The following is a 25311-nucleotide window of genomic DNA, read 5'->3' as shown; positions in this document are numbered from 1 at the left end:
GCGGCCCGTCCGGTCCTGCCGGGGTGGTGGCGGGCAGGACCGGGTGGCGGGCGTGGCCGGATGTCGGCCGGGACGAGGCGGGCGGGCTCAGGCGACGGACGTGCGCAGACTGCGCGGGCGCATGTCGGTCCAGTTCGTCTCGACGTACGCGAGGCACTCCTCGCGGGGCCGGCCGGCGAGGACGGTCTCCCAGCCGTCCGGGGCGGCCGTGCCGGACGGCCACAGCGAGTGCTGGCCCTCCTCGTTCACGAGGACGTCGTACGAACGGTCGGACTTCTCGAACGGGTTGGACATGGCGGCGGCCTTTCGGATGAGAGGTGAAGAGTGGGAGAAGGAAGGGGAGGGAGTCAGGACGTCCCGGCGGCGGCTTCCAGCTCCGCCAGGACCAGCTCCTCGACGCCGGCGGCGGTCTCGGCGACCGTCGGACTCTCGAAGAGCGCACGCGGTGACAGATCGGTGGCGAACAGGGCGTTGATCCGCGACACCGTGCGCAGGGCGAGCAGCGAGTCGCCGCCCAGCTCGAAGAAGTCGTCGTGGACCCCGACCCGTTCGGCGCCCAGCAGTTCCTGCCACACCTCGGCGATGAGCTCCTCGGTGGGCGTGGCGGGGGCCTCGTACTCCGTGCCGGTGGCGAAGCGCCGCTCCGGTGCGGGCAGCGCCGCCCGGTCGACCTTGCCGTTGGCGGTCAGCGGCAGCGCCTCCAGCGTGGTGAACACCGCCGGGATCATGTGGTCGGGCAGTGACGCCGCCAGGTGTGCGCGCAGCTCGGCCGCGTCGGGTACCGGCGCCCCACCGGCCGGGACCACGTGGCCGACCATGACGGTGCGGCCCGACGCCGGGTCGGTGTGCGGGACGACAGCCGCGTCGCCGACCGCAGGATGGGTCGCGAGCGCGGCCTCCACCTCACCCGTCTCGACCCGGAACCCGCGGATCTTGACCTGGCCGTCGGTGCGGCCGAGGAACTCCAGGGTGCCGTCCGCCCGCCACGCCACCAGGTCCCCGGACCGGTACATCCGGGCGCCGGGGGCGGCGGCGAACGGATCGGCGACGAACCGCTCCGCCGACAGGCCCGGCCGCCCCAGGTAACCGTGGGCCAGACCGTCGCCGGCGATGTACAGCTCGCCCGGCACGCCGATCGGCGCGGGCGTGAGCCCCTCGGCCAGCACATACACCCGGGTGTTGGGCAGCGGGGAACCCAGCGGCACGGAGCCCGTCCCCGGGGCGTCGCCGCTCACCGGGCGGCGCACGTCGTGCGTGGTGGTGAACGTCGTGGCCTCGGTGGGGCCGTACCCGTTGGTGAGCCGCAGCGCGGGGTGGGCGTCCAGGACCCGGGCGCAGTGCTCCGGAGAGAGCCGGTCACCGCCCGCGACGAGCTGCCGCAGCCCCGCGAGCGCGCCGATGTCGTCGTCGGCGATCTGGTGGAACAGACCCGCGGTGAGCCATAGGTGCGTGACGCCGTGCTCCTTGAGGAACCGGCCCAGCACCGCTGTGGTGGGCAGCCCCTGAGGGTGCACTGCCAGCCGCGCCCCGCGCAGCAGGGCCGCCCAGACCTCGAAGGTCGACGCGTCGAAGGACAGCGAGGCGAACTGCGCGACCGTGTCGCCCGGACCGACGTCCGTGTACGCCGCCTCGTGCACCAGCCGGACGACGGCCCGGTGCGGGGTGAGCACGCCCTTCGGGGTCCCGGTCGAGCCGGACGTGTACATCACGTACGCGACGTCGTCCGGGCCCGGCCCCGGCACGGGCGCCGTCGCCGGCCGCGTGGCGACCGCCGGGGCGTCCCGGTCCAGGTCGACGGCCGGCGTTCCCGAGTACGGCAGCCGGTCGCGCGTCCCCTCCGCGGTGACCACGAGCTGCACCCCGGCGTCGCCGATCATGTACGTGAGCCGGTCGGCGGGGTAGCCCGGGTCCAGCGGTACGTACGCGGCGCCGGCCTTCAGGACCGCGAGCAGCGCGGTGACCGCGTGCGCGCCGCGCTCCAGGCACAGGCCGACGAAGGTGCCGGGGCCGGCGCCCAGGGACACGAGATGGTGGGCGAGCCGGTTGGCCCGCTCGTCCAGCTCCCGGTACGTCACCTCCTCGCCGTCGAACATCACGGCGACGGCGCCGGGGTGCGCGGCGGCCCGGGCGGCGAACAGCTCCGGGAGTGACGCCTCGGGCAGGTCGTGGGCCGTGTCGTTCCAGGCCCGTACGGTCAGTTCGGCCTCCGGGACCGTGAGCATCGAAACCGCGGCCACCGGCGACGCCGCCTCGCCGGCGGCGGGGAGCGCGGTCAGAAGGGCCTCCAGGTGACCGCACAGCCGGTCCGCGGTGTCCCCGTCGTACAACTCCGCGTCGTACGCGAGGGTGTAGGTCAGTTCGTCGCCGCCGTACGCGATGAGGTTCAGCGGATAGTTGGTCGCCTCGGTGCCGGTCAGGCCGCGGACGCGCAGCCCATGGGCGGCGGCCGCCCCGTCGTCCATCGGGTAGTTCTCGAAGACGACCAGGGTGCGGAACAATTCCTCGCCGCGCTCCACCTCGCCGCACGCCTGGACGCGCGGCAGCGGCATGTACTCGTACTGGCGCGCCTCGACCTGCGCCCGCTGCACCTGTGCCAGCCAGTCCGCGACCGGCGCGGTCCCCTCGACGCGGACCCGGACCGGCAGCGTGTTGATCAGCATGCCGACCATCGACTCCGCGCCCGGCAACTCCGCCGGGCGGCCCGAGACGGTGGCGCCGAACACGACGTCGTCGACCCCGGCGTGGCGGGCGAGCAGGAGTGCCCAGGCGCCCTGGAGCACAGTGTTCACGGTGAGCCGGTGTCGGCGGGCGAAGTCGAACAGCTCGCGGGAGGCTCCCGGCGCCAGGCGGCGCGCGATCCGGGAGGTGGAGCCCGTGCGGTGGCCCGGCACAAAGTGCCGGACTGCGGGAAGCGGCGTAGGCGCCCGGAAACCCGCGAGAACCTCCCGCCAGTACGCCTCCGCCCCTGCCAGATCCTGCCGCTCCAGCCACTCCACATAAGCGCCGAACGGCCGCCGCGCGGGCAGCGCCGGCGCCCGCCCGGCCGCCAGGTCCGCGTACGCCCGGTAGGTCTGCGTGAGGACGTCGAACGCGGACCAGCCGTCCAGCAGGATGTGGTGGAAGGCGCACACCAGCCGCACCGACGTGTCCGACAGCCGGACGAGGGTGAGCCGCATCAGCGGAGCGGTGGTCAGATCGACCGGCCGGGCGCGATCCTCCGCGAGGAGGCGGCGCACCGCGTCGTCCCGCTCCGCGGCCGGCAGGGCACGCCAGTCGAGGTGGGTGACGGGCAGCTCCGCCCGGCGGTGGACCACCATCAGGGGGCGCTCCACATCCCGCCACTCCAGCGAGGTGCGCAGCGCGCTGATGTGATCGGCCACCTCCTGCCAGGCGCGGGCGAGCAGCGCCGGGTCGCTCACGCCGTCGAGCTCGAAGGACATCTGCTCCGCGTACGCGCCCGGGTCGGACAGCGTGTGGAAGAGCATGCCGCTCTGCAGCGGGGTGAGCGGGTGGATGTCCTCGACGTCCCGGCCGTCGCCGGCGATGCGGTCCACGGCCGCCTGGTCGAGCCCGGCGAGCGGGAAGTCGGACGGCGTCGCGCCGCCGTTGCCCGGCCGCAGGCAGTGCTCCACCACGCCGCGCAGCGCGGCGAGGAACGCCTTGGCGAGCCGCCGCACGGTCGTGGTGCGGTGCGCGGCGGGGGCGTGGATCCAGTCGATACGCAGCTCGCCGTCGCCGATGGCGGCCACGATGTCGATGACATGCGGCCGGGGCTGCTCGGGCGCCTGGTCGGCGCCGAGCGCGGCCAGGCGGGCGCGCACCAGACCGTTGTCACCGGCGGCCCCGTCCCACTGACCGAGGTAGTTGAAACTGATCTCGGGCTGCGGGGCGGCGGCGAGAGCGGCGTGCGCGGCGCTGCCCGGCTCGGACAGGTGGCGCAGCAACCCGTATCCGATGCCGCGGCCCGGGACCGCCCGCAGCCGCTCCTTCACCGACTTCAGGGCCTGCCCCCAGTCGTCCCCGGTGACGTCCAGCGTCATGGGGTGGATGGTGGTGAACCAGCCGACCGTCCGGGACAGGTCGACGTCGTCGAACAGCTCCTCGCGGCCGTGGCCTTCGAGGGCGATCGTCACCGGGCCGTCCGCCCAGTCGCCCAGGACACGGCCGAGCGCGGTCAGCAGAACGTCGTTGATGTGCGTGCGGTAGGCGGCGGGCACCCGCTGGAGCAGCGCTTCCGTCTCGGCGCGGTTCAGCCGTACGGACGTGACCGCTGCCGCGCCGAAAGTGTTGGCGGAGTTCTCGCCGTGCGCGTCACACGGCAGCGGGCGGACGGTGGCGACCGTGTCCTGCCAGTGGGTGAGTTCGTGGTCGAGGGCGCCGGAGCGGACGTGCGTGGTCAGGCGCTCCGCCCACTGCTGGTAGCTGCTGGTCCTGGGGCCGAGGTCCACGGCGCGGCCCTCGGCGAGCTGGGCGTAGGCGGTGGACAGGTCCTCCAGGACGATCCGCCAGGACACCCCGTCCATGACCAGGTGGTGCACCGACAGGAACAGACGCGGCAGCCGTGACGGGCCGAGGCGGAAGAACACGCCCCTGACCAGGGTGCCGCTCGCCAGATCGAGCGAGCGCTGCGCGGCGAGGGCCGCCTCGTGCAGGGCGGCGTTCCGCTCGTCGTCAGCCAGCGCCGACAGGTCCCGCAGGGTCAGCCGCTGCCCGCCGACGTCACCGTCGCCGTACTCCTGGGTCCAGGTGCCGCCGTCGCGGGTGTACCGCATCCGGAGGGCGTCGTGGTGGGCGACGACCGCGTCCAGCGCCCGCTCCAGCAGCGCCGTGTCGGTGTCCGGGGCCAGCTCCACCTGCGCCGACATGCCGTAGTGGTCGGGGCTGACGGTGTGCTCGGTGAAGAACCAGTCCTGGATGGGAGTGAGTTCGACGCGGCCGACGGCTGCCGGCGGTGTGTCGTCGGCGGGGGCGTGAGTGGGCGTGGTGAGGGGGGCGAGGGTGGCGATGGTCTGGTGGAGGAAGAGGAGGCGGGAGGTGAGGTGGAGTCCGTTCTGGCGGGCTCGGGAGACGACTTGGATGGAGAGGATGGAGTCGCCGCCGAGGTCGAAGAAGTTGTCGTGGATGCCGACGCGTTCGATGCCGAGGACGTCGGCCCAGACGGTGGCGAGGGTTTCCTCGGTGGTGTCGCGGGGTGCGGTGTGGTCGGTGCCGGTGCGGGCCGCGGACAGGTCCGGTGCGGGCAGGGCGCGGCGGTCGACCTTGCCGCTGGGGGTGAGGGGGAGCCGTTCCAGGGGTACGTACAGCGCCGGCACCATGTAATCCGGCAGCGAACCGGCCAGGTGCGCGCGCAGTTCACCGGTGGACAGCTCACGGCCGCCCACCAGGTAGGCGACCAGACGCCCTCGGCCGGTCTCGTCGTGGTGGACGACGACCACCGCGTCCCGCACATCGGGGTGGCGGCCCAGAGCCGTCTCGATCTCGCCCAGCTCGATGCGGAAGCCGCGCAGCTTGACCTGGTCGTCGGCGCGGCCCAGGTACTCCAGGCTGCCGTCCGCCCGCCACCGGGCCACGTCACCCGAGCGGTACATCCGATCGCCCGGCTCGCCGTACGGGTCCGCCGTGAACCGCTCCGCGGTCAGCCCCGGACGCCCGTGGTAGCCGCGCGCCAGGTGCGGGCCGGCGATGTACAGCTCGCCGGGCACGCCGACGGGGACCGGCTGGAGCGCCGCGTCGAGCAGCCGGACGCGGGTGTTGGGCAGCGGCGTGCCGATCGGCGGTACGGCCCCGCCGGTGAGCGGCGCGCTCATGGTCGCGACGACGGTCGCCTCGGTCGGGCCGTACGCGTTGACCATCCGTCGTCCGGCTGACCAGCGGGCCACCAGATCCCCGGTGCTGGCCTCACCGCCGACGACGAGGGTGCGCAGACCGTCGAGTCCGTCCGGCGTCAGGGTGGCGACGGCCGAGGGCGCCAGCAGAGCGTGGGTGATGCGGCGCTCCCGCAGGAACGTCTGCAGCGCCTCGCCGACCAGTGGGCCATGTGGCGGCAGGACGAGCGTGGCGCCCGCGGGGAGCGCCATCAGCACCTCCATGACCGCGCCGTCGAACGACGACGAGGCGAACTGCAGGACTCGGCTGTTTTCGTCCACCTCCAGTCGCTCGGTCTGGGCGGCGGCGAGGTTGCCGACACCGCTGTGGGAGACGAGCACGCCCTTGGGGGTGCCGGTGGAGCCGGAGGTGTAGATGACGTACGCCAGGTCACCGGCGCGCGGACCGGGTTCGGGCGCGGTGGCGGGCAGTGCGGCGAGCACGTCGCCGTCCCGGGCCAGGTCCACGATCCGGGCGCCGGTGTCCGGCAGCCGCCGCACCAGCTCGGTGCGGGTGACCACGAGGCCGGCGCCGGAGTCCCGGAGCATGAACGCGAGCCGGTCCGCGGGATAGCCGGGGTCGAGCGGCAGATAGGCGGCGCCGGACTTCATGATGCCGAGGAGGCCCACGACCAGCTCCGCACCGCGCTCGACGCACAGGCCGACGAACGTACCGGGGCCGGCGCCCAGGGACACCAGGTGGTGGGCGAGCCGGTTGGCCCGTTCGTCCAGCTCTCGGTAACCGAGGACGGTGTGCGCGTCCTCGACGGCGGGCGCGTCCGGACGCCGTCGCGCGCTCTCCGCGACCAGCTCCGGGAACGTGCCGGTGGGGGCGGGGCGCACGGGGCCGTTCCAGCCGATGACGGTCTGCCGGTACTCGTCCTGCGTCAGCATCGGCAGGGTGGCGAGGGGCCGGTCGGCTTCGGCCGGGACGGCGCAGAGCACGGTCGTCAGGTGCCCGGCGAAGCGGGAGATGGTCGCCTCGTCGAAGAGAGCGGTGCTGTATCCCACCCGGGCGGTCAGGCCGTCGCCCGTCTCGAAGAACTCGACCGTCAGGTCGAACGGCGCCGCCTCCCGCGCTACCGGGTGGTCGGCGGCGCGTACGCCGGGCAGCCGCACGGGCTCGGCCGGCGCGTTCTGCAGGACGACCATGGCCTGCACCAGCGGCGTGCGGCTCGCGTCACGTGCGGCACCGACGGCGTCCACCAGCCGCTCGAAGGGCACGTCCTGGTGGGCGAAGGCCTCCAGGACGGTCTCCTTGAGCCGTGTCAGCAGCTGCGCGTACGACATGCCGGGGTCGACATGGGAGCGCAGCACAACGGTGTTGACCAGGAAGCCGACGAGGTTCTCCAGGTCACGGTGGTCGCGCCCGGAGGAGGCGGTGCCGACGGCGATGTCCTCCTGGCCCGACCAGCGGGCGAAGACGGTCTTCACCGCGGCGGTCAGCGCCATGAAGAGGGTCGCGCCGTGCCGCCGCGCGAGGTCCCTGAGGGCGGTGGTGGTGTCGGCGGTGACGGGGAAGGTGTACACGGCGCCGGCCGAGGAGCGCAGCGACGGCCGCGGCCGGTCCGTGGGCAGCTCCAGCGGGGTGACGCCGTCGAGGCGCTCGCGCCACCAGTCGAGCTGCCGGTCGAGGAGCCCGCCCCCCTCCAGGCGACCGCGCTGCCAGGCGGCGAAGTCCGCGTACTGGACGCCGGTCTCCGGCAGGCCGGGTTCGCGGCCCTCGGTGCGGGCCGTGTACAGCTCGCCCAGCTCACGGGTGACGATGCCCATGGACCAGCCGTCGGTGACGATGTGGTGCATGCCGAGGACGCACACGTGCTCGTCGTCGGCGAGGCGGACCAGCAGCACGCGGAACAGCGGCCCGGCCGTCAGATCGTAGGGGCGCTGCGTCTCGGCGCGGACGAGTTCGCGCAGCCGCTCGTCACGCAACGCCTGCGCGAGGCCGCTCAGATCCTCGGTGCGCCACTCGGGGGCGAGCCGGGGGTGGACCACCTGGACACCACGTCCGCCGACGACGCCGAACGTCGTGCGCAGGGATTCATGGCGGCCCGTCAGGTCCTCGGCGGCGGAGCGCAGCGCGGCGGTGTCGAGGGCGCCGGTGAGGCGCAGCGCGGTCGCGGTGTGGTACTCGGCGCTGCCCGGGTCGAAGTCCTCAAGGAACCACAGCCGCTGCTGACCGTATGACATGGGAAGGGCGCCGGCGCGCGGGACGACGGGGATCGCCGGGTCCTCGTCCGTCTCGTCGGGGGCGAGGGAGGCGGTGAGTCCCGCGATCGTCGGGGTGTCGAAGAGGATGCGCGGCGGCAGGGTCATGCCGAGCGCGGCGCGCATCCGGGAGACGGCGCGGACGGACAGGATCGAGTTGCCGCCGAGGTCGAAGAAGTTGTCGTGGACGCCGATGTCCTCGATGCCGAGGACATCGGACCAGACACCCGCGAGGGTCTCCTCGACGGCGTTGCGCGGTGCGGCTCGACCGGCGCCGGACCGCTCCTGGACCGCGGCCGGGTCGGGCAGCGCCTTGCGGTCGACCTTGCCGTTCGGCGTGAGCGGCAGCGTGTCGAGCACCACGATCACGGACGGGACCATGTGGTCGGGCAGGCCCTCGGCGAGGTGGGCGCGCAGGTCCTCGGGGGAGGGGCGGCGCACCCCGGACGGCGACACGTAGGCCAGCAGGTTGGTGTTGTGGGTGAGGACCACGGCCTGGGCCACGTCGGGATGGAGCGCGAGGGCGCTCTCGATCTCACCCGGCTCGATGCGGAAGCCGCGCACCTTCACCTGGTCGTCGGCACGGCCCAGGTACTCCAGGTTCCCGTCGGTGTTCCAGCGCGCCACGTCGCCGGAGCGGTACATGCGCTCGCCGGGCTCGCCGAACGGGTTGGCGACGAACCGCTCGGCGGTGAGGCCCGGACGCCCGTGGTAGCCGCGGGCGAGGCCGACACCGGCGATGTACAGCTCGCCGCGCACACCGGCGGGCACCGGGCGCAGGGCGTCGTCGAGGACGTACACGCGGAAGTTGGCGATGGGCGTGCCGATCGGCGGGACCGTCGCGCCGCTGAGCGGGGCGCTCATGGTGGCGCAGACGGTCGTCTCGGTCGGGCCGTAGGCGTTGATCATGCGCCGGCCGCGGGACCAGCGGGCGACCAGGTCGGCGGTGCTGGCCTCGCCGGCGACGACGAGGGTGGCGTCGTCGGGCAGGCCGTGCCCCTCGGGGAGGACGGCGACGGTGGCGGGGGTGAGGGTGGCATGAGTGACGCCATGTGCGGCGGCGTAGGACGCGAGCGGCTCTCCGGGGGCGAGGGTCTCCTTCGAACCCATGACCAGCGTCGCGCCGGTCAGCAGCGCCATGCACACCTCCCAGAACGCCGCGTCGAAGCTGGCGGAGGCGAACTGCAGCACGCGGCTGCCGGGAGTCACGTCGAACGCCTGAACCTGTACGGCCGCCAGGTTGCCGATGCCGCTGTGGGAGACGAGGACTCCCTTGGGACGGCCGGTGGAGCCGGAGGTGTAGATGGCGTACGCCAGGTCCTCCGGTGCGAGCGCCACGTCGGGCGCGGTGGCCGGGTGGGCGTCGAGGGCGGCGCGGTCGGCGGTGAGGTCGACCAGGGTGGCTCCCGTCTCCGGCAGCCGGTCGCGCAGCTTCTGCTGGCTGACGACGAGGCGGGCGCCGGAGTCCTGGAGCATGTGGGCGAGCCGGTCGGCCGGATAGGACGGGTCGAGCGGCAGGTAGGCGGCGCCGGCCTTCATGATGCCGAGCAGAGCGGCGGCCATCTCGCCGCTCCGCTCGACGCACAGCCCGACCAACTGGTCGCGCCCGGCGCCGCGTTCGATCAGGTGGTGGGCGATCCGGTTGGCCCGCTCGTCCAGTTCGCGGTACGTGAGGGAGCCGTGTTCGTCGATGACGGCGACGGCGTCGGGCCGGGCGGTGACCTGGGCGGCGTACAGCTCGGGAAAGGTGCCGGTGGGCACCTCGCGCGCGGTGTCGTTCCAGCCGCGCACGACCTGTTCGAACTCGCCGTCGGTGAGCAGCGGCAGCGTGGTGAGGGGCGACTCCGGGCTCTCGGCGGCGCCGGCCAGCAGGACCGTCAGGTGGTCCGCCAGGCGGGCGGCCGTGGCCTCGTCGAACAGGGCGGTGCTGTACCTGACCCGCAGACGCCGCCCGGCGGGGGCGATCTCGACGGACAGGTCCAGCGGGTCGAAGTCCCGCTCCTTTTCGGTCAGCTCGCCGAGGTCGGCGACCATGGCCTGGATGTACGGCGTGATGCTGGTGTCCGGCGCGGGGGCCAGGGCCTCGACGAGGTCCGGGAAGGGGACGCCGTCGTGGGCGAGGGCGTCCGCCAGGGTGCGGGCCGTGTCGCGCAGCAGGGCCGTGAAGGGGGCTGCGGCGTCCACTTCGGTCCGCAGGACGATCGTGTGCCCGGTGCGTGGGGAGACGGTGCCGAGGGCTGTGTCCTCCTGCCCGGAGTAGCGGGTGAGCAGGGCGGTGACGGCGGCCGCGAGGACGGCCGTGCGGCTGGTGGCATGGCGTCGGGCCAGCTCCGTCAGCGTTCGGGCGGCGGAGCCGGGTAGCGCGCGGGTGTGGACCGCGGTGTCGGCCGACCGGACGACGGGGCGTGACCGGTCGGCCGGGAGCTCCAGGGGTGGGACGCCGTCCAGCCGGGCCCGCCAGAACTCGGTCTGGTCGGACACTGCCCGGTTCACCGGTGCGTCGGCGCGAGCCACGTGGGTACCTCCAGAAACGGGGCGGCTTCCGGCCACTGGTGGGCATGGCGAGGCACGGAAACCGGAGAGAGCCGGAAAGTTGGAATGCTGGAAAGGTGGAGCGGGGAGGGCGGTGCCGGCCGGAGCGTGATGGCGGGGGCCGGCGCGCGTCCGCGGTCGGCGAGGGGCTACGCGGCCGACGTCCGCCGGGCGGAGCGTCCGCCGAGTTGCATGAGGACCACATCGCCCGTGGCGGTTTCGGTGACGAACCGGCCGGAGAAGGGGGCGGTCTCGGCGTCCGTGCGCCGGGCGTCGAAGGTCAGGTCGCCGCGGAGCGCGAGGCCGGCGGTGAGACCGGTGGCGTCTGTCAGGCGCAGGGTGGTGCCGTCCTGGTGGGTGCGGACGGTGAAGCGCGTGTCGCCGTTGCGGTAGTCACCGGTGAAACGGTTGAGACCCGTCTGCACGGCAGGTGCGGTGGAGGTCGTGGGGCGGTGGTCGCCCACCGGTATACCGTGCTCCCGCAGGATGTCGACGAGGTCGGCCCACAGCAGGGTGCCGGTGGTCGCGTTGGTGGTCAGTGCGACGGCGGTGCCGGTGCGCGGATGGAACCGCAGGTGCGCGGTGCCGCCGTCGGCCGTGCCATCGTGTCCGAGCCAGGGGCCGTCGGGCGAGGCGTAGTGGGCGAGGCCGAGGCCCCATCCGTCGGCCATACCGAAGGCGTTCGCGCGGGGATCCCGGGCCGCCATCTCGGCACGGTCCGCGGCGGGGAGCAGGGCGTCGGCGTCGGGGTGGTCGCCCAGGTGCAGGGCGGCGAGCGCGACCAGGTCGTCGGCGCTGCCGGCCAGCCCGCTCGCCGGTGCCCAGCCGTCCGGCACGTACACGCCGACGGGGTGCACGCCGCGCTCGCGGCCCGGCCGTACGGTGTGGCCGTCGGCGACGGTGCGAAGGCCTGCCGCCGGGCCGCCGCTCAGGAACACCGGGTCGATACCGAGCGGTCGTAAGAGGGAATTTTCGACGACCGCCTGCCATTTCATGTCACCGACCGTCTCGATGACGTGTCCGGCGATGTTGTAGCCGGTGTTCGAGTAGGAGAAGTATCGACCGGGTTCGTGCAGGGGAGAGGTGAGCACGGCGCTTGCCGTGTAACGCGCCAGGGACGATTCCCGGCTGCTGTCGAGTTCATGGTCGGCGACCAGCCCCGCGGTGTGAGAAAGCAGGTGCCTCAGGGTGACGGCGGACATTCTCCCGTCCACCGCCCCGTCGAACTCCGCCAGGTATTCACAGACCGGGTCGTCCCATTCCAGTTCGCCCTGCGCGACGAGTTGGGCGACTACGGTGGCCGTGAACGCCTTGGTCACCGAGCCCAGGGCGAAGGCGGTGTCCACCGTCACCGGCCGGGCGGTCCCGACGCGTGTCACACCCGTGGCCACCGATACCCTTTTCCCGGCCCGGCGGATGGTCAGCTGCGCGCCGGGAACAGAGTGGTCGTGCGTGAGTCCTCGCAACCGGTCCGCCGTGAAAGGCGCTTCCACATCTCCCCCTTGATGGATGTCATCGGTACGGCTACCCGCACCGCGGAGGTGCGGGTAGCCGTACCCCTTCATCCTCGATCACACGTTCAACGAACGGCAAGGGCTTTCGATTTAGAGAAAAGATGCAGGTCAGACAGGGTGAATCGACCAAGGGAGAGTGGCGGTCACCGTGGTCGGCCCACCCGGCGGACTGCTGACCTCCAGCTGCCCGTTGAGGGCGGCCGCCCGGTCCTCCAGCCCCCGCAGGCCCGTCCCGGCCGCCGGTGAGGCGCCGCCCGTGCCGTCGTCCGTCACCGCGACGACGAGCTGGTTGTCGTGTTCGTCCAGGCGGACCCGAATGCACGTGGCGGACGCGTGCTTGACCGTGTTCGCGAGGCATTCCGCGACGATGTAGTACGCGGTCGACTCCACGCTCACATCCGGGCGCCGAGCGAGCGCGCCGCACACGGTCACGGGCACGTGAAAACGTTCGGTCAATGCCGTGACGGCCGCTTCGAGACCGCGGTCGCTCAGAATGGGCGGCTGAATGCCGCGCACCAGGTCCCGGATGTCGTCGAGCGCCCTGCCGATTTCCTGGTGGGCTTCTTCGACGAGCGCGGACAGGTATTCCGCATTGTCGCTCCGGCGGTGTTTCGCGTACGACAGGCGCATGAGCAGAGCCGCCAGGCGCGCCTGTGCCCCGTCGTGCAGATCCCTTTCCAGGCGGCGGAAATCCGCGTCGTTGACCCGCAGCGCCGCAACGCGCTGGCGTTCGGCCGCCTGCTCCCGCAGCTGCGCCTCGGCCTCGTCGATACGGCTGAGGACGCGCCGCACCAGCCGGGCCCGGAGCTTGCCCATCCAGAACAGCAGCACCACGAGCACCGAGAAGAGCACCACGGCCGCGGCAGCCACCGACACGCGCGTGACCGCCCCGGTCACCAGCAGGGTCACGCCGGGTCCGAACGCGAGTTGCTCGGGCGGCCCGACCGGCAGGGCCACGGCGAACAGGACCACAGGGAGCGCGAGTGCCGCGAGCGGCAACAGCCAGACCGAGCCCAGCAGCAGCAGTCCGAGGTAGCCGATGTCGTCCCGGCGCGGCTTGGTGGAGCGGCGCTCCCGCTCCACCTCCCGGTTCGCCTCCGCCGACCGGTGCGAGGGGTCCCCGGGGTCGCCGACGACCGAGTGGGCGAGCAGGCGTTCCAGGTCGGCGACGGCCCGCAGCAGCGGCAGGCTGAATGACATGCCGTCGTGCAGGGCCGCCATCCGGGCTGCCACCTGCCGCGGAACCTCGCCCACGGCCTGGTCGGCTCCCGGCGGTCGCCGCCGCGCCGCGGCAACGGCCCGCCGAACCACCGCCGCCGTACCGTGCACAAGGGTGACGACCACCGTCGGCAGGCCGACGAGCAGGAGCCACGAGACGGCGCGCAGCGCCAGGGAGGCCGCCAGAAGGGGGACCAGCAGCAGGCCGACCAGACTGCCCACGGAGAGGTAGATCAGGCCCGCGGCCACACGGTAGGGGGTCGGAAAAGTCATGGGGCTACGAATTGCGATACGTCAGCCGGCTCAGTCCTTCAGCCTGTCCAGGCCCCGTAGATAATCCAGCACCGCCAGCACCCGGCGATGGTTCTCACCCGAGTTGGGAATCTGCAACTTGCCCAGGATCGACGTGACATGCTTTTCCACCGCGCGTTCGGAAATACCGAGCCGATTCATGATTCCACTGTTGGTCAGCCCCGTCGCCATGAGTTCGAGTACCTGGCGTTCGCGCGGTGTCAGCAACTCGGTGGCACGCTTCTCGCGCGGACTGCCGACGAACTGCTTGAAGACGTCGGAGTCAAGGACGGTCTCCCCGTGCTGCACCCGGTGCAGGGCCGAGAGGAACTCCTCGAAATCTCCGACGCGTTGCTTCAGCAGATAACCCGCCCCTGCCGACGCGTTCCGCACCAACTCCTCCGCATAGGTGGGCTCCACGTACTGGGAAAGGAGCAACACGGCCGTGTCCGTGCGGAGCTGCTGTATGTCCAGAGCGGCACGTATGCCCTCGTCCGTGAATGTGGGCGGCATGCGGACGTCCATGATGACCACATGCGGCCGAGCGGTACGGACGACTTCCAGAATCCCCGTCGCGTCGCCCAGCGAGGCGACCACTTCAATTCCCTCGTCCGCCAGCAGCCTCGCCATCCCGGCTCGCAGGAGCGCGGAATCCTCGGCGATCGCGACGCGCATGGAGACTCCCGCTCGTTAGGATCGTGCCAGCCAATGGCCGGGCATGATGCCACCCGATGGCTGAAAGAAGTGAAGTTGTATGGGGGGCATCAGCATAGGGCGGCACGATGGACGACGCCACGCCCGGCAAGGCGCGGCCAGGGGCCCGACGGGCCTACCGGCGGGAAGCGACCATCGAGACGCCGGCTTGCCGCAGCAAACGCCCCGACGCCGCCAGACTCACCACCACCCCCGCGAGCACGCACGCCGCCGTAAGTGCCGAGAGCATCCCCCACTCCACGCTCAGCGGCGCCTCGCCACCGAACACGGTGAGCGCTCCCCGGTAGGCCCGCGCACCCAGCGCGACCACTCCCGCCGCGATCAGCACACCCAGCGCGGAGGTGGACAGCGTCTCCCACAGAGCCATGCGGCGGACCTGCCCCGCGCTGACGCCGAGCATCCGCATACCCGCGACCTCCCCGCCGCGCCGGCTGTACGACATCACCAGCGTGCCCGCCACGGCGATCAGCGCGTACAGGGACGCGGGCACCGTCAGCACTCCCAGCACCAGCCGGTTGAGCCGGTCCTGGTCGGTCGCCGTCCTGCCGAGCCACTGCGCCGACGGCACGACCCTGACCCGGTCGCCCCCCAGACGCGCGGTCAGCTCGGCGGCCGTCGCCCGTGCCGAGCCCGCGGCCTCCTCGTGGAGCAGCACGGTGGCACGCGACGGGGCCGGGGCCGTACCCCGCGCACCGTCCGGCAGCAGCAGTGAGGGCACGGCCGAGCCGCCGTCCAGCACCGCCACCACGCGGGCCTTGATGGGCCGACCGCCGAACAACCCGTAGGTCACGGTCGATCCCGCACGTTTCCCGTACCAGTCGGCGAACTCCCGCGACACGGCGACCGTCCCCGGCCGTAGCGGTCCGAGCGTTCCGCCGACCACGGAGATCCGGTGCGTGCGGGCCAGGGCCGGCGGGTCCGCGATCGCCGCCTGTTCCTTCCACACCGAGTACGGGCCCGCCACCGCCACCTCCAGCTCGGCGGGGGCGGAGACGGCCGCCACCGCCGGATCGGCACGTAGCGCCTTGATGTCGGCCGCGCTCAGCGCGTCGCCCCGAGTGGGTTCCACGACGAGCTGTGCGACCGTGCGCGCACGGTCGTCCGCCTGCGTCGCCGCGCCCGTGGTGGACAGCACCGTGGTGAAGGCGCCGACGACCGTGAGGATCGCCAGTACCGGCCCCACCAGGGACGCCGTGCGCCGCCGCGACGTACGCACCGACTCGGCGGCCAGGCGCCCGGCCACCGGGTCCAGCCAGCGCAGCGGCAGCGCCATCAGCCTCAGCAGCGGCGGCAGGTACACCGGTCCCAGCAGCGTGGCGGCGACCGCCAGCGCCATGGTGCCGAACAACGCGAGCGGAGTCGCCGCCTCCGCCCCGGCGCCGGGCGCCAGAGCCAGCATCACCGCACCGCTCACCAGCGCCAGCCCGCCCGTCACCCCGCGCCCCGCCGTCATGGTCCGGGCGTCCAGGTCCGCCTCGCGCAGCGCCTCCGTCGGGCGGACCCGGGCGGCGCGCCTCGACGCGGCGAGGGTTCCCAGCACGGCCATGAACAGGCCACTGCCCGCCGCGAACACGAGCGGCCAGAGCAACGGTCCCTGCCGCAAATCGACCGGGGACAGGCCGGTGCCGTTGAGTGCCCCGACGGCGACCGGCGCGGTCACAGCGGCGACCGCGCACCCCACGAGCGCGGCGGGCACCGCCACCGCCAGCGCCTCGCCCAGCACCATCCGGCGCACCTGCGGCCCGCCCGCGCCCACCAGGCGCAGCAGCCCCATGTCGCGTCGGCGCAGGGCGATGCCGAACGCGCAGGTGCCGGTGACGACGACGATCGTCACGAAGGCGGACACCACCCCCGCCATCGCCAGCACGCTCTGCACCCCGCCCATGTCCACGTCACCGCCGGACAGGGTGTGCGCCGCACCGGTGCCGTCCGTGAGCGTCACCGAAGGGCGGCCGGCATCCGTCGAGGTCGGCACCGCCCAGGTCGCGGCCAGCGCCGAGGCGGACACGCCGATCAGCGCCACGCCGAGCGTGAGGGCCACGAAGGTACCGGTGAACAGGGCCCAGTAGTGCCGCACCGAGCGCACGGAGATCCGCCACATCACCGCTCCCACATGCTCAGCCGCTGGGCGACCGCGTCGGCCGTAGGGTGGTCGAGCCGCCCGACGACCTGGCCGTCCGAGAGGAACACGACCCGGTCCGCGCAGGCCGCCACCGCCGGATCGTGCGTCACCATGACGACCGTGCGCCCCGCCCGGTCCACCACGGTCCGCAGCAGTTCCATGACCTGCCGGCCGCTGGACCGGTCCAGAGACCCGGTCGGCTCGTCGGCGAAGACGATCTCGGGCTCGGCGACCAGCGTGCGCGCGATCGCCACCCGCTGCTGCTGGCCGCCGGACAGCTGCGCGGGCCGTCGGTCCGCCTTGTCCTCCAGGCCCACCTCGCGCAAGGCCTCCAGGACCCGGTCCCGTTTCACCCGCCGGCCCTGCAGCCGCAGCGGCAGCGCCACGTTCTCGTACGCGCTCAGCATCGGCAGCAGATTGAACTGCTGGAAGACGAAGCCGATCCGGCTCCTGCGGACCGCGGTGAGTTCCCTCTCGTCGCAGGCGGCGAGATCCGTGTCGCCGAGCAGGACCCTGCCGCTGTCGGGCTTGTCCAGACCGGCCGCGCAGTTCAGCAGTGTCGTCTTGCCGGAGCCGGACGGGCCCATCACAGCGGTCATCGCGCGCTGCGAAAAGCCCAGACTGACCTCGCGCAGCACCGGGACCGGGCTCGCGGCGCCCGCGTAACTCTTGGAGACGGCGGCCAGCTGGACAGCGGGAAGCTGGACATCGGTGAGCAATGACATGCTCCCAGTCCAGCAGAGCGGGCCGCCCAGGTCAGTGGACCTTCGCAGAGTCCCGGGGGGCGGGTTTTCCCTACCATCCGCCGGGCGCGCCGGCCGGATAGAGTAGCCGGTGGCCCCGCACGCGCACGCCCCGGAGGGACACGCACCATGACCGTCGCCGTCTGGGAGTCCTTACGGCGGAACCCCCTGCGGTTCGCCTTCTCCACGTGGCCGCTGCGGTGCTGGGCCTTCCTGCTGAGCGGAACCGTCCTCGGCTTCGCCGTGCTGTTCCTGCTGACCGCCCTCCTCTTCGTCGGCGTCGGCCTGTCCGTGGTCGGAGTCGGCCTGCTCGTCCTCATGGCGGTCGCCGTCTCCGGCATCCCCGTCGCCGCCCTGGAACGGCGCCGGTTACGGCTTGTGGAACCGGAGCCCCTCCTCGACCCGCACGGCTCCCTGCCCGGTACGGGTGCCTGGCCGTGGCTGCGCACCCGGCTGCGTGAACGGGCCACATGGCGGGAACTGGGGTACACGCTCGCCCTGGGGGTCGTCTCCACCACCACGGGGTTCGGCTTCGCCGCCTTGTTCGGCCTGTCGGTGATCCTCACGCTGACACCGGCCATCGTGTGGGCGATCGCACCCGACACGGTGATGCTGGTGCCCGGCAGGTCCATCTCCGACCCCGTGGCAGCCCTGCCGGGCAGCGCCATCGGCCTGTTCGGGCTGTTCGTCTCGGCCTACGTGGGCGGGCTGCTCACCGGCGCGCACGTCTGGGTCGCCCAGTTCCTGCTGTCGGCGCGGGACGAGGACCTGAGTTCCCGGGTCATCGAACTGACCCGCTCCCGCGCCCGGTTGATCGACGCCTTCGAAGCCGAGAGGCGACGCATCGAACGCGATCTGCACGACGGCGCCCAGCAGCAACTCGTGGCACTCAGCATGACCCTGGGGCTGGCCGAGATGGAGCTGCGAGGCCAGGACTCGCCGGCTGTCGCGCTCATCGCCCGAGCCCGCGGCGAGGCCCGCGAGGCCCTGGGCCAGTTGCGTTCCCTGGTCCGCGGCATCCATCCCCAGGTCCTCACCGACCACGGCCTGCCCGCCGCTCTCGCCGAACTCGCCCTGCGCAACCCGATCCCGGTGACCGTCGACATCGATCTGCCGCACCGGTTGCCACCGGCCATCGAGACGACGGCGTACTTCACCGTCACCGAGGCGCTGACCAACGCCTCCAAGCACAGCGGTGCCGACCAGGTCACCGTCGTCGGACGGCTGCGCGACGACAAGCTGGTCCTGCTGATCACCGACAATGGGCACGGCGGCGCCGATCCGGCCGCCGGTGCCGGTCTGCAGGGACTGGCGGACCGCGTGGCCATTCTGAAAGGGAGACTCGTCGTGACAAGTCCCGTCGGCGGACCCACGCAACTGCGGGCGGAGGTGCCGTGCTCCGCATAGTGCTCGCCGAGGACGCCGTCCTGCTCCGCGCCGGCCTGGTGGAGCTGCTGTCCCAGGTCGGACACGAGGTGACAGCCGCTGTCGGGGATGCCGGGGAACTGGCGCGTGCCGTGGACGCCGACCGGCCGGACGTGGTCATCACCGATGTCCGGATGCCGCCCGGCTTCCGCGACGAAGGGCTGAAGGCGGCTTTGGAACTGCGCGGCCGGCACCCCGGCCTGCCGGTGCTCGTGCTGTCGCAGTACATCGCCACGGCCTACGCGACACAGTTGTTCAGCGGCAGTTCGCCGGCCGAGGGGGGACTCGGGTATCTGCTCAAGGACCGGGTCGGAGAGGTCGCCGACTTCCTCGACGCGCTGGACCGCATCGCCGACGGGCAGACGGTGATCGATCCGGAAGTGGTTCGCGTGCTGCTGCAGCAGCGTGCCGCCGACGAGCCGCTGCAGCGCCTGACGCCCCGCGAGCGGGAGGTACTGGCTCTCATGGCGGAAGGCCTCAACAACCAGGCCATCGCGCAGCGGCTCACCATCACGGAGGCGTCGGTGGTCAAGCACTCGAGCAACATCTTCATGAAGCTGGATCTCGACCCGGCGGAGGGCAACCGCCGAGTCCTGGCCGTCCTCGCCCACCTGCGCGGGCAGCCCCCGCGAGTCTGAGCGGAGGCACCCTCAGGAGGCCGCGGCTCCGTCAGCCTTCCCCGCCACTTCGCTCGGACACCGCCGCGCTGAGATCCGCACCGGGGGAGAGCAGCTGGGCCAGCCGCTGTGCCGACACGTCCCAGGACCACCGCGAAGCCACCCAGGACCGGCCGGACTCGCCCATCGCCGCGGCCTTGTCCGGGTCGCGCAGGATCCCCGTCACAGCACGGGCCACGGCCCCTTCATCCGTGCCGTCCACGACGGTCCCCGTCACCCCGTCGACGACCGCGTCCGGCGCGCCCCCCGAGTCTCCGGCGACCACGGGCAGCCCGCTGGCGGCGGCCTCCAGGAACACGATGCCCAGCCCTTCCGCCTCCAGCCCGGCCTTGCGGGTCCGGCACGGCATGGCGAACACGTCCGCCGCCGAGTAGTACGCAGCCGTCGACGCGTGATCCAGCCCGCCGACGAACACCACGTGGCCGTCGGCGTGCAGCCGTGCGAGCCGGCGCAACCGGTGCTCGTCCGGGCCGCGGCCCACGATCACCAGCACCGCTTCCGGCACGGCCTGCCGTATGCGGGGCATCGCCCGGATCAGCATGTCCTGGCCCTTGCGCCGGACCAGCCGTGAGACGCACAGGACGACTTTGCGGTCCACGATGCCGTGCCGCTCCCGGATCTGCCGGGCCCGGCCGGGCTCCGGCAGGAACGCCGAGGTGTCCACGCCGGGAACCAGCCGCGCGAGTCCGGCCCGCGGCCCCAGCGCCGGCGCGATACGACGCCGGGTGTACTCGCCGAGGTAGGTGACCGCGTCCACATGGTCGCCGATGCGTCGTAGCACCTGCCTGGCGCCCGGTGTGCGTGCCCACCAGATCTCGTGACCGTGCGTGGTGGCCACCATCCGCTGGATCCCGCCGCGCCGCAGTGCCGGCGCCATCGCCGCGAGGGGAGCGGCGGCGCCGAACCAGACCCGGTCGCAGCCGTACCGCCGGGCGATCTCCAGAGCGCGGCGGGTCACCCTGGGGGTGGGCAGCAGCTTGCCGCTGGGATCCCGGACCACCGGGAACGGCAGCGTGGCGTCGTACTCGGCGGCGCCCGGCTCACCGGACGTGTAGACGACCACGTCGTTGTCGGGTATGCGCGTCGCCATGGCGTGGACGAACGTTTCGATGCCCCCTTGGCGGGGCGGGAAGTCGTTGGTGACGATGAGAGTGGTGCCCATGGTCGGTCGCTGCCTTCGGGACGGGGACGGTCAGGTGGTGAAGAGGTAGTTGCGGCGGTCGTCGGTGATGCGGGTGACGGGATCCCAGCGGCCACGGCGCCAGCAGTGGGCCCGGTAGCCCAAGTCCCGCAGGTGGGTGAGGACATCGGCCGGATCCGCGCCGTACTTCGCCAGGTGGCGCCGCTCGATCTCCAGCAGCAGCGTGGGCCGGTGGCGGAGCAGAGTGGCCGAGCCTCCCTTCAGCAGGGCGAGTTCAGTGCCCTCGACATCGGCCTTGACGAACGTCAGCCGCTCCAGGGCGATCTCCTGGGCCAGCTGGTCGAGGGTCCGGACCGGGGCCGGCACGGTGCGGGAGTCGCGGAACTCGGTATTGGGGCCGGGCCCGTCCGCGCCCGCGGTGAGATAGGCCCGCCCGTGCACCGGCAGACCTCGCCGTACCGGCAGGCTGAGCGTTCCGTATCCGCACCAGTCACCGAGGGCGGCGCGGTGCACGGTCACGTTGCGGGCGCCCAGGAGCCGCGCGGTGCTGCGCAGCAGGCGGTAGGGACCGGGCAGCGGCTCGACGCTGTGCACCCGGCCGGACGGCCCGGCCAGGGCGGCCAGCACCCAGGTGTACAGCCCGTACTCCGCGCCCGCGTCCACGCACACCGATCCCGCCGGTACGAACGCCCGTAGACCCGCCACCTCGTCCTCGACGAACGGGAACCGGTGGGCGCCCCACCGCAGGGTGGCCGCCACCGCCGCGATACGACGGGCCCTCACCGGGTGCCCCCCGGGGCCGCCACGGGGGTGGGACGCGCAGGCCGGGAGTCCCGTACGACGAGGCCGTGCGCGGGCTCCTTGCGCTCGGTGCCGCCCAACAGCCGGGCGAACACGACCAGGGCGACCGGCAGGGCGAGGTACCCGAAGCGTCCGGCCGGCGCGAGGAGGAACGCCGCGGACAGACCGACGGCGAGCCGGTCGGCGGCCGACACGAGATCGTGCGGCGGCCGTACCAGAAGGGACAGGGCGACGGCCAGCCCCGCGGCCAGTAGCAGGGCGACCGCCGCGTACCAGCCGGCCGGCCCGCCGTCGGCGAGCAGTCTGCCCGGCAGCGGGCTGGCCGCCGGAGTCTCCCATGGCCCCCGCCCGATCGGAAAGGCGAACACCTGCTGCACCAGGGGCCCGGGTGACGACAGCGCGCTCGGCAGAACGAGCAGGGCCGTGCCCGCCACTGCCACGGCCGCCCCGCGCACAGCTGGGCGGGGGCCGCCCCGGCGGGCGAGCAGCGCCACGGCGACCGCGACGGCGGGCCAGGCCGTCCACTTGAGGGAGCAGGCAGCGGCGAGCGCGAGACCGCTGGCCGACGACCGCCCCCGCGCCGCATACGCCAGCGCGAGAACCAGCAGCCCGATCAGCGGCAGGTCCACGCCGCTGACGCACAGCGGCAGGGCCACGGCCGGTGAGGCGACGAACGCGCCGACACCGTACATGCTCGTCGTGTTTCCGGCAGCCGCCCTCGGACCGCGGGCAGGGCGCCGGGCCGCACGCCGAGCCGTCCACAGGCAGCCGAGGAACGCCGCCGCACACCAGAGCCGGGCGTCACCCAGCACCCTGGGCAGTGCGCCGCTGTCGCCCAGCACCGCACGCGGCAGCCCGAACACCGCCATGCCCGGCAGGTACGGGGTGACCTCGGCCACAGTGCGGGGATGCGCCAGGTACGGTGTGGACTGGTGCACCGTCAGCAGCCCGGCGCGCTCGATCACGCCGACCTCGCTCTGCGCCGAGCCGGTCAGTACCAGCAGTGCGAGGGGCACGACGACGGCACCGCCGACGGCGAGCCAGACCGATACGGCATGTCCGCGCCGGCGCGGTGACAACGCGGCGACCGCCGCGCAGAGGTAGCCCGCGCAGGCGCTCATGCCCCACAAACGGTGCGGCTCGGGTGCCGTGATCAGCGGGAAGACGGCGGCCCATACGGCGGCCGCGAGCCAGCCGCAACACCACAATGCGCGGTTGTCCGAGGGAAGTTGATGCCTATGAGTCAGCACCCGTCCATTGCACCGGGGAGCGCCTTGCCGGGGCATGACAGCCAGGTCGAGACCTCAAGGTCGGGTTTACCCGACCATGGAACCGATGTGTACCGCAGGGGGTCTCGGCATCAGGGCAGGTCAGCTTGTCTCAAAGTCGTCAGCAAGGGATCAGCGGGATCTACGCTCGGTGGCGCCCTGCGATCTTGAAGGAGCGAGAACAGCAGTGAAGAAGAAGCGAGTTGTCATCGTGACCGGCGGGGGTACGGGCATCGGGGAGGCCACCGCCCGGCTGCTGCGCGAGGGAGAGCACCATGTGGTCGTCTCCGGCCGGCGCAGCGAGCCGTTGCGACGCCTCGAACAAGAGACCGGGGCGCTCGCGCATCCGTCCGACGTGCGGGACCCCGAGGCCGCCGACAGTCTCGTCGCGGCAGCGTTGGACGCGTACGGACGGATCGACGGAGTGGTGCTCAACGCGGGCATCGGGCGCGGAGGGGCCGTGGGCGACCTGTCGTTGGAGGACTGGGACGAGGTGATGCGCACCAATGTCACCGGCCCACTGCTGCTCCTGCGCGCGGCGATCCCGCACCTGCTGGAGGCGAGCGGCGCGGTGGTCGCCGTCGCTTCGGTGTCCGCGCTGCGCAACGGCACGAGCAACGCGCCGTACGCCACGTCCAAGGCAGCCCTGCTCCAGCTGTGCCGTTCCGTCGCCGTCGACTACGGCGGTCAGGGGGTGCGAGCCAACGTCGTGTGCCCGAGCTGGGTGCGGAGCGAGATGGCCGACCGCCGCATGGCGCGCTTCGCCGCCGAAGCGGACCTGCCGGGAGACGGCGTGGACACGGCCTACGAGGAGGTGACCGGATTCCTTCCGCTGGGTCGTCCGGGTGAGCCGCGGGAGATCGCGGAGGCCGTTGCCTGGCTGCTGTCCCCCGCGGCGTCGTATGTGAATGGCGCCGTGCTCACCGTCGACGGCGGGGCGACGGCCCTGGACCCCGGGACGCTCGGCTTCGACTTCCGTGTGGTGCCGCGCGACGACGAGGCGGGCACTCGTCGGTAGTACCGTCGGTCCCGCGGCTCCCGGCCCGTCCTCTGTCGCTCGCGAGGGGGTGGGTCAGGGCCGCCGGGCCGCGACGGCTTCGCTGTCGCACGGCAGCGCGTCCGTCATCGACGGCCACATCCGGGCGATCGTCAGCAAGGTCGCCGCGCTTCCGTGCTCCACGCCGGGGAGGGGGCGGGCGGCGGACGGTGACGCACCGACGAGTTTGGCCCGCCTCGCCTGTCCCAGTGCGCCGGCGAGTGCGGCGGCGGCGAGCCGGTCGTCCCGCACTCCTGCCCGCTGGGCGTGTCGGCGCGCGTCCTCGTAGGCGCCGGGCCGGGAGTATTGCTGGAGCACCAGGAGCGCGTCATAGGTCTCGATGGTCTGTCTGTGCGCCTGCAGCGCCAGCGGGGAACGCGGGCGCAGCACCTCCTGGATCCTGGTCTGCTGTGGACTGGCAAGCGCCACTTGGGGCACTGCCACGACGAGATCGCGCCACAGCGGCCACAGCCGCCAGGTGACCCGCAGAGCAGTCCAGGTTCGGGCCGCGGCCGTCGCCGTGGGGACCAGCAGTGATACCGCCCGGATGATGCCGTGAACGCCGATGACCAGCGACAGGTAGGGAAGGATGGCGGGGGCGCCGCCGAAGAGGTACCAGAGATAGCCGCCCCAGAAGGCGACCGCGAAGACGCTTCCCACCGCGAACAGCCGCAGCGACCAGACGAGATCGCGGTCTGCGGTACGCAGGCTGTACGACCAGCACACCGTGAGGGCGACGGCGTCACCGACCAGATGGGCCACGACGAGGATCAGCCAGTAGGCGGACCCCGCATCGGCGGGTCCCTGAACGGAGGGAGCGCTCTCGCCGGGGTGGACCGCCTGCAACAGGCTCAGGACGAGCAACGCGCCCATGGCTGCCGCCAGCCCCACCACGACGGAGAGGTGCAGGCGGCGAGCGCGGGTGGAGTCGACCATGAAGAGAAGGACCAGCCCGGCACTGAGGACACCGATCAGGTTGCGGACCAGGGCGATGGTGCGGACGTCCGTGCCGGCGTCCGTGAGCAGTTCGACGATCCTGGGCTGGAAGAGGGTGATGGCGACGGTCGCGGCCAGGACGCTGAGCCACAGTCCCCGTTGCTGGGCCTGACGCAACGCGGGCCGGGCGCGGCATACGACGGCGAACCACATGATGAAAACGCTGCCGAGCCCCACCTGAGTCGCCAGCTCACTCGCCGACATCGACCGTCACTCCCAGGAAGGCGCCGAGTCGTCCCAGCGGGCCGGCCATGGGGCCCGTCTTTCCGGCGCTCTGTATAAGGCTGGCAATCATCTCGGCTTCTTGTTCCTCGGTGGTCGTGTAACTGGTGCGTGCCATCAATCGTTTGACGAGGTGGGGCTGCAGGCCGCCGAGGAGCTGACCCGCCAGTTCATCGCCGTGGGCCGTCGTCCCCCGGTGGTGGTCGCACAGCACATGGCCGATCTCGTGCAGAATGATGTGTTCGCGATGCAGGGGCGCCGTACGCGCCTCGTAGAAGACGTAATCGGCGTCATCGGTACCCAGCCAGAGACCGCAGGCTCCGGCGATCGCCGCCTGCTCCGGCAGCTCTTTCAGAACGAGCGGGCGGCCCCTCAGCTCCTCCACCCGCACAAGAATCGCGTCGAGGGACAATGACCCGTGCATCCCGAGATCGCGCAGGATAGCCGTACACTTCCGCTGCAACTCGGCGTAGTCGCCCGTCCTTCTCACCTGCTGTCACCCCCGTCCCGGCAGACGCAACCACGGAAACGTCACAGGG

15 protein-coding genes are annotated in these 25311 nt (G+C 72.6%); 3 read left to right on the top strand and 12 right to left on the bottom strand.

The annotated features are described in order from the left end of the window. Positions 1 to 87 precede the first annotated feature (87 nt). The 7 genes from QHG49_RS09125 to QHG49_RS09095 form a co-directional block, all read right to left on the bottom strand. Positions 88 to 294 (bottom strand): MbtH family protein, encoded by a 207-nt coding sequence (locus QHG49_RS09125; protein WP_159705788.1) that lies wholly within the window; start codon positions 292 to 294, stop codon positions 88 to 90. 53 nt (positions 295 to 347) lie between these two features. After that, positions 348 to 10553 carry a non-ribosomal peptide synthetase gene (locus tag QHG49_RS09120; RefSeq protein ID WP_301488475.1) on the bottom strand — a complete coding sequence of 3402 codons (10206 nt, stop codon included), beginning with the start codon at positions 10551 to 10553 and terminating at the stop codon, positions 348 to 350. A gap of 200 nt (positions 10554 to 10753) precedes the next feature. Continuing rightward, positions 10754 to 12097, bottom strand: a complete 1344-nt coding sequence (locus QHG49_RS09115) for a serine hydrolase (protein ID WP_301488473.1) — start codon at positions 12095 to 12097, stop codon at positions 10754 to 10756. A 129-nt stretch (positions 12098 to 12226) separates the two neighbouring features. Beyond that, positions 12227 to 13609, bottom strand: coding sequence for a sensor histidine kinase (locus tag QHG49_RS09110; RefSeq protein ID WP_301488471.1), 1383 nt, complete (start codon positions 13607 to 13609; stop codon positions 12227 to 12229). A gap of 30 nt (positions 13610 to 13639) precedes the next feature. Next, the gene (locus QHG49_RS09105; protein WP_301488469.1) at positions 13640 to 14302 is read right to left on the bottom strand and encodes a response regulator transcription factor; all 663 of its coding nucleotides are present in this window, start codon (positions 14300 to 14302) and stop codon (positions 13640 to 13642) included. Between the two features lie 154 nt (positions 14303 to 14456). Next, on the bottom strand, positions 14457 to 16442 hold the full coding sequence (locus tag QHG49_RS09100) for an FtsX-like permease family protein (protein ID WP_301488468.1): 1986 nt from the start codon (positions 16440 to 16442) through the stop codon (positions 14457 to 14459). Next, positions 16442 to 17188, bottom strand: coding sequence for an ABC transporter ATP-binding protein (locus QHG49_RS09095; protein WP_301488466.1), 747 nt, complete (start codon positions 17186 to 17188; stop codon positions 16442 to 16444). The genes QHG49_RS09100 and QHG49_RS09095 overlap by 1 nt, the downstream gene beginning before the upstream one ends. Before the next feature lie 147 nt (positions 17189 to 17335). Between QHG49_RS09095 and QHG49_RS09090 the strand changes: the two genes are divergently transcribed. Together QHG49_RS09090 and QHG49_RS09085 are read left to right on the top strand one after the other, a co-directional pair. After that, complete coding sequence (locus QHG49_RS09090; protein WP_159705800.1) at positions 17336 to 18613, top strand: sensor domain-containing protein; 1278 nt, start codon at positions 17336 to 17338, stop codon at positions 18611 to 18613. Continuing rightward, entirely contained in the window at positions 18613 to 19269 is a 657-nt protein-coding gene (locus QHG49_RS09085; protein ID WP_236576488.1) for a response regulator transcription factor, read from the top strand. The genes QHG49_RS09090 and QHG49_RS09085 overlap by 1 nt, the downstream gene beginning before the upstream one ends. A 31-nt stretch (positions 19270 to 19300) precedes the next feature. Here QHG49_RS09085 and QHG49_RS09080 read toward each other — a convergent pair whose 3' ends face one another. The 3 genes from QHG49_RS09080 to QHG49_RS09070 are packed head-to-tail and all read right to left on the bottom strand — an operon-like array spanning position 19301 to position 22371. Next, the gene (locus QHG49_RS09080; RefSeq protein ID WP_301488462.1) at positions 19301 to 20470 is read right to left on the bottom strand and encodes a glycosyltransferase family 4 protein; all 1170 of its coding nucleotides are present in this window, start codon (positions 20468 to 20470) and stop codon (positions 19301 to 19303) included. Positions 20471 to 20500: 30 nt separating this feature from the next. Beyond that, complete coding sequence (locus QHG49_RS09075; RefSeq protein ID WP_159705804.1) at positions 20501 to 21232, bottom strand: FkbM family methyltransferase; 732 nt, start codon at positions 21230 to 21232, stop codon at positions 20501 to 20503. Then, a complete protein-coding gene (locus tag QHG49_RS09070; protein ID WP_236576489.1) occupies positions 21229 to 22371 on the bottom strand; it encodes a glycosyltransferase 87 family protein in 1143 nt (380 codons plus the stop codon). Before QHG49_RS09070 ends, QHG49_RS09075 begins: the two co-directional genes overlap by 4 nt. 334 nt (positions 22372 to 22705) lie before the next feature. On the opposite strand from QHG49_RS09070, the gene QHG49_RS09065 reads away from it, so the two are divergent. Next, the gene (locus QHG49_RS09065) at positions 22706 to 23536 is read left to right on the top strand and encodes an SDR family NAD(P)-dependent oxidoreductase (RefSeq protein ID WP_159705808.1); all 831 of its coding nucleotides are present in this window, start codon (positions 22706 to 22708) and stop codon (positions 23534 to 23536) included. Positions 23537 to 23590: 54 nt separating this feature from the next. Here QHG49_RS09065 and QHG49_RS09060 read toward each other — a convergent pair whose 3' ends face one another. Both QHG49_RS09060 and QHG49_RS09055 read right to left on the bottom strand, forming a co-directional pair. Then, positions 23591 to 24754, bottom strand: coding sequence for an MAB_1171c family putative transporter (locus QHG49_RS09060; protein WP_159705810.1), 1164 nt, complete (start codon positions 24752 to 24754; stop codon positions 23591 to 23593). Next, entirely contained in the window at positions 24741 to 25262 is a 522-nt protein-coding gene (locus tag QHG49_RS09055; RefSeq protein ID WP_159705812.1) for a regulator component, read from the bottom strand. The genes QHG49_RS09060 and QHG49_RS09055 overlap by 14 nt, the downstream gene beginning before the upstream one ends. Between the last annotated feature and the right edge of the window lie 49 nt (positions 25263 to 25311).

It is taken from the genome of Streptomyces sp. WP-1 (genome assembly GCF_030450125.1).
In the GTDB taxonomy this organism is placed as follows: domain Bacteria; phylum Actinomycetota; class Actinomycetes; order Streptomycetales; family Streptomycetaceae; genus Streptomyces; species Streptomyces incarnatus.
Note: the sequence above shows the minus strand (reverse complement) of the source record. Positions and strands in the feature narration are given on the sequence as shown.

Coding starts and splice junctions, on each gene's coding strand:
- QHG49_RS09080 (WP_301488462.1), bottom strand. CDS start 20,470: ATGGGCACCACTCTCATCGTCACCAACGACTTCCCGCCCCGCCAAGGG.
- QHG49_RS09095 (WP_301488466.1), bottom strand. CDS start 17,188: ATGTCATTGCTCACCGATGTCCAGCTTCCCGCTGTCCAGCTGGCCGCC.
- QHG49_RS09125 (WP_159705788.1), bottom strand. CDS start 294: ATGTCCAACCCGTTCGAGAAGTCCGACCGTTCGTACGACGTCCTCGTG.
- QHG49_RS09105 (WP_301488469.1), bottom strand. CDS start 14,302: ATGCGCGTCGCGATCGCCGAGGATTCCGCGCTCCTGCGAGCCGGGATG.
- QHG49_RS09060 (WP_159705810.1), bottom strand. CDS start 24,754: ATGTCGGCGAGTGAGCTGGCGACTCAGGTGGGGCTCGGCAGCGTTTTC.
- QHG49_RS09100 (WP_301488468.1), bottom strand. CDS start 16,442: ATGTGGCGGATCTCCGTGCGCTCGGTGCGGCACTACTGGGCCCTGTTC.
- QHG49_RS09090 (WP_159705800.1), top strand. CDS start 17,336: ATGACCGTCGCCGTCTGGGAGTCCTTACGGCGGAACCCCCTGCGGTTC.
- QHG49_RS09070 (WP_236576489.1), bottom strand. CDS start 22,371: ATGAGCGCCTGCGCGGGCTACCTCTGCGCGGCGGTCGCCGCGTTGTCA.
- QHG49_RS09110 (WP_301488471.1), bottom strand. CDS start 13,609: ATGACTTTTCCGACCCCCTACCGTGTGGCCGCGGGCCTGATCTACCTC.